The organism is Pedobacter sp. 01T416_2 (assembly GCF_056398925.1).
Window position 1 is genome coordinate 1 of sequence record NZ_JBFTQI010000565.1, and the last position, 3,952, is coordinate 3,952.

The window sequence follows — 3,952 nt, forward strand, 5'->3', positions numbered from 1 at the left end:
GTGATAGGCAAGGCGTGCCTTCGGTTTGCATGGGTAAAATCAGTTTACCAGCCTAGTAAGCACAATTTTGTAAATCAGTTTGTACAGGTTAAAAATTTGGTTTGTGCGGTATTTTGTTAAATTTGTTTAAACACTAATCTTCTAACAAAACCAAATTTTATGGAAAAAAGTTACCTAAAATGGTCACCAGGATTCTTCGCAATTTTGTTGATCCCATTTCTGCTGCTCTTATTTACAGAAATGGCGCAGGCACAAAACAAACGGTATACCATAAGCGGTAAGGTTACCGACGCCGCAAATAACAGCCCTGTTCCAGGTGCTGTTGTGAAAATTATCAATACAAATCTCGTAACAAGCACAAGTTCGAGTGGAACGTATAGCTTTTCGGTTGATTTAGCCCCTGGTAAATATCAGATTCAGATTTCTTTTATCGGCTTTAAATCGAATATCGAAACGGTAACACTTGGCGATAATACCACAGTTCAGGCTAATAGTGCTTTAAGTGGCGATGCAGTGGGGCTCGATGAGGTAATTGTTACGGGTACCTCTCAAGGAACTACCCGTAAACAGCTCGGTAGTTACGTGAGTACCGTAAAAGGTGATGATTTAAACAAGGCGCCTAGTGGAAATGCACTGGCGTCATTACAAGGTAAAACACCCGGCGCACAGATCAGCCAAAATTCTGGAGACCCAGCTGGTGGAATTTCTGTTCGTTTAAGAGGGGTGAGCTCGGTTAACTCATCTTCAGAGCCACTTTACATCATTGATGGGGTAATTGTAAACAATTCTACAACCAGAGTAACCAATACATCAGCCAATTATGATGGTGGAAACTTTGTCGGAAGTATTGGGCAAAACCGGATGGTGGATATTAGTCCTGCGGATATTGATCATATTGAGGTTTTAAATGGCGCAGCAGCAGCAGCCATTTATGGTTCGAGGGCAAATGCGGGGGTAATCCAGATTTTCACCAAGAGGGGTAAAACTGGCGAGCCGCAAGTGAGTTTCAGCACCAGTTTAACCATTAGTGAGTTGCGCAAACAAATTGATGTCAATCAATCGCCAACAAAATTTGGAGGACCAACAGATGGGCCAACTGCGCAAACTCAGGATGTATTATCCCCTGCGTTAATTACAACAACTCCGGTAACCAGGTATAATTACCAGGATTATATTTTCAGGACAGGTATTGGGACAGATAATTCAGTTTCAGTCTCTGGAGGTAATGACAACACTAAATTTTATACCTCTGCTGGTTATTTTTCAAACCAGGGGATCATTAAAAACACTGATTTCACCAGAATGAATTTCAGGGCAAATCTTGATCAAACCATTAATAAATGGGCAAAAATGACTGCGGGATTTAATTATGTTCATAGCGATGCCAACGAAAAGCCAGATGGGAATTCATTCTTTTCACCAATGAATTCGGTAACCATTATTGGCAATTTTCATGATTTGTTTACCAGAGATGCATTAGGCAATTTAAAAGCCATCGGAGAACGCGGACGTGTTAATCCAGTTTCTGTTATTGAAGATATCAAGCAACGCCAGTTTACCAATCGCATTATTGCAAATGCAGGATTAAAACTTACTCCTGTTAAAAACTTAACTATTGACTATACTATGGGGGTTGATAATTCAATCCAAAATGGGACAACATTTATTCCGCCCTTTGCGTATAATGTAAGTACGGGTTTTTATGGTGGTGGGCCAACTTTAGATCCATCTTTAAACGGTTATGCAAGTGCGGCGAATGCAACAACCACACTATTTAATAATGAGTTAAACTTCACCTATGATGCTAAAATTTCTGAATTATTTAGTTCAACTACTCAACTTGGCGGATCTTATCAATATCAAAAAGACCTGTATAGCTTACTAAACGGACGTGGTTTAGCTCCTTTTGTTCAGGTAGTGAATGGAGCAAGTACTGCTTTACCTAATGTTGATAATCGTTCAGAATTCTCAATTAGCGGGGCTTATTTACAACAAAATTTTAAATATAAAGACCATTTATTTATAACCGGCGCCATAAGAGTAGATCAATCTACCGTATTTGGAGAAGATAATAGAACGCAGTTTTATCCTAAAGCTAACGTGAGTTATGTGTTGTCATCTGCCGATTATTGGAAAGATTTTGGCGTATCATCATGGTGGAATGCGTTCAAATTAAGAGCAGCTTATGGCCAGTCTGGAAATTTAACAGGGATTGGCGCATATGATCGTTTCAACGTTTATTCACCAAATGCCCTAAACAGCAAAACATCATTAACATCGTTAACGACACTGGCTAATACGAGTGTGAAACCTGAGCGCCAAAAAGAGCTTGAAATCGGTACAGATATGTCCTTTTTTAATAATCGTTTAGGTTTAACTTTTAGTTATTATAATAAAAATGTAACTGATTTATTATTGCCTGTTGTGATTGCACCGACAACTGGGTTTTCTAGCTTGTTAGACAATATTAGCGGTACTTTAAAAAATAAAGGTATCGAATTAATGCTTACAGGGATTCCAGTTAAAACCGATGACTTTACGTGGACATCGACGCTAATCTACAACAGAAATAGAAATAAAATAGTGGGTTCGGGTGCACAGAGATTAATTGCAACCAATGCCGGCGCGCCTGTTTCTATTACTGACGGTTATCCAGTAGGTGTTTTTTATGGAACATATTTTGAGCGGACAAAAGATGGAGATATTGTAACAAACGCTGCTGGTATTCCTTTAACTGCTGGTCAAGCCGCAGGTAATGTTTTGCGTAAAGTAATCGGCGATCCAAACCCCGATTATACAGGGTCTTTCGTTAATGATTTTACTTACAAAAAATTAAGCTTACACATTCAATTGGACGCTGTTCAAGGGGGGGACGTTTGGAATGCAGATTGGAGAACACGTCAAGGTGTAGGTAATGGAAAAGTTGCCGAAGCAGAGCAGATGGGCCAATTGCCCAGAGGCTATGTGGCTGGTGCGTACACTGTAGAAGAATGGCGCATTGATGATGGGTCTTTTGTGAAATTGAGAGAGATTTCATTGAGCTATAATATTGGCCAGGTTAAGTTTATTAAAAGCTTAACCGTTAACCTTAGTGGAAGGAACCTCATTTCGTGGGATAATTACAAAGGCTATGATCCTGAATTAAACTCTGGTGGTCAATCTACAATCTTGAGGAATATCGATTTCGGTTCAGTACCAATTCCACGTACTTTCTCATTGGGTTTACAAGCAAGATTCTAATTTAAAACTGTTGTTATGAAAAATTTAAAATCAAGATATATAGGTTATGCATTTTTGCTTACTATAGTGGCTTTTTCAAGCGCTTGTAAAAAGGAGTACTTAAATCCTAACGCGGCTACGGCCGATGATGTATTAACCTCGGCAAAAGGCTTAACAGGCGTTACGGTAGGTTTACAGAAAAACTATTCGACAACTCGGGCTGGAATTCTGTATGCGACTATTACTTTAAATGGCTTAACCACAAATGAGTTAATATCCATTAATACCGGTAATACCAATGAAGAAAGATTAGTAGCTGGAGGTGTACAGGTAGATGGTACAAATTCAGTAGTACTAAATGTTTGGGCTGGTGCAAATAAAATTATTTATGATGCAGATAACGTGATTAATAATGCCGCTAATCTTCCGGATAAAAACTATGCAGCGGGTTTAATTGCTTACGCAAGTATTTTTAAAGCCTTGGCTGTGGGTAATTTATCAGAGTATTGGGAAAAGGTTCCGGCTGGGACTGGTCAAAATGTTACCTTTATTAGTCGTGTTGATGGTTATAATAAAGCAATTGCGACCATCGACAAGGCATTGGCCGTAGTTGCAGCAAACTCGATAAGCACATCTTTTTTGGGGAACATTCCATCAGGAGTAGATATTCCCAATACTTTAAATGCACTCAAAGCCCGCTATGCTTTATTTGCCGGAAACTATGTGTTAGCAT

At 39.2% G+C, this 3,952-nt stretch carries 2 protein-coding genes; both read left to right on the plus strand.

Annotation, left to right across the window (positions count from 1 at the left end; all coding sequences use genetic code 11):
- Positions 1–159: 159 nt before the first annotated feature.
- Positions 160–3,240, plus strand: a complete 3,081-nt coding sequence (locus AC1DPQ_RS20345; protein ID WP_477610696.1) for a SusC/RagA family TonB-linked outer membrane protein — start codon at positions 160–162, stop codon at positions 3,238–3,240.
- Between the two features lie 15 nt (positions 3,241–3,255).
- A partial coding sequence (locus AC1DPQ_RS20350; protein WP_477610697.1) for a RagB/SusD family nutrient uptake outer membrane protein occupies positions 3,256–3,952 on the plus strand: 697 nt, incomplete at its 3' end.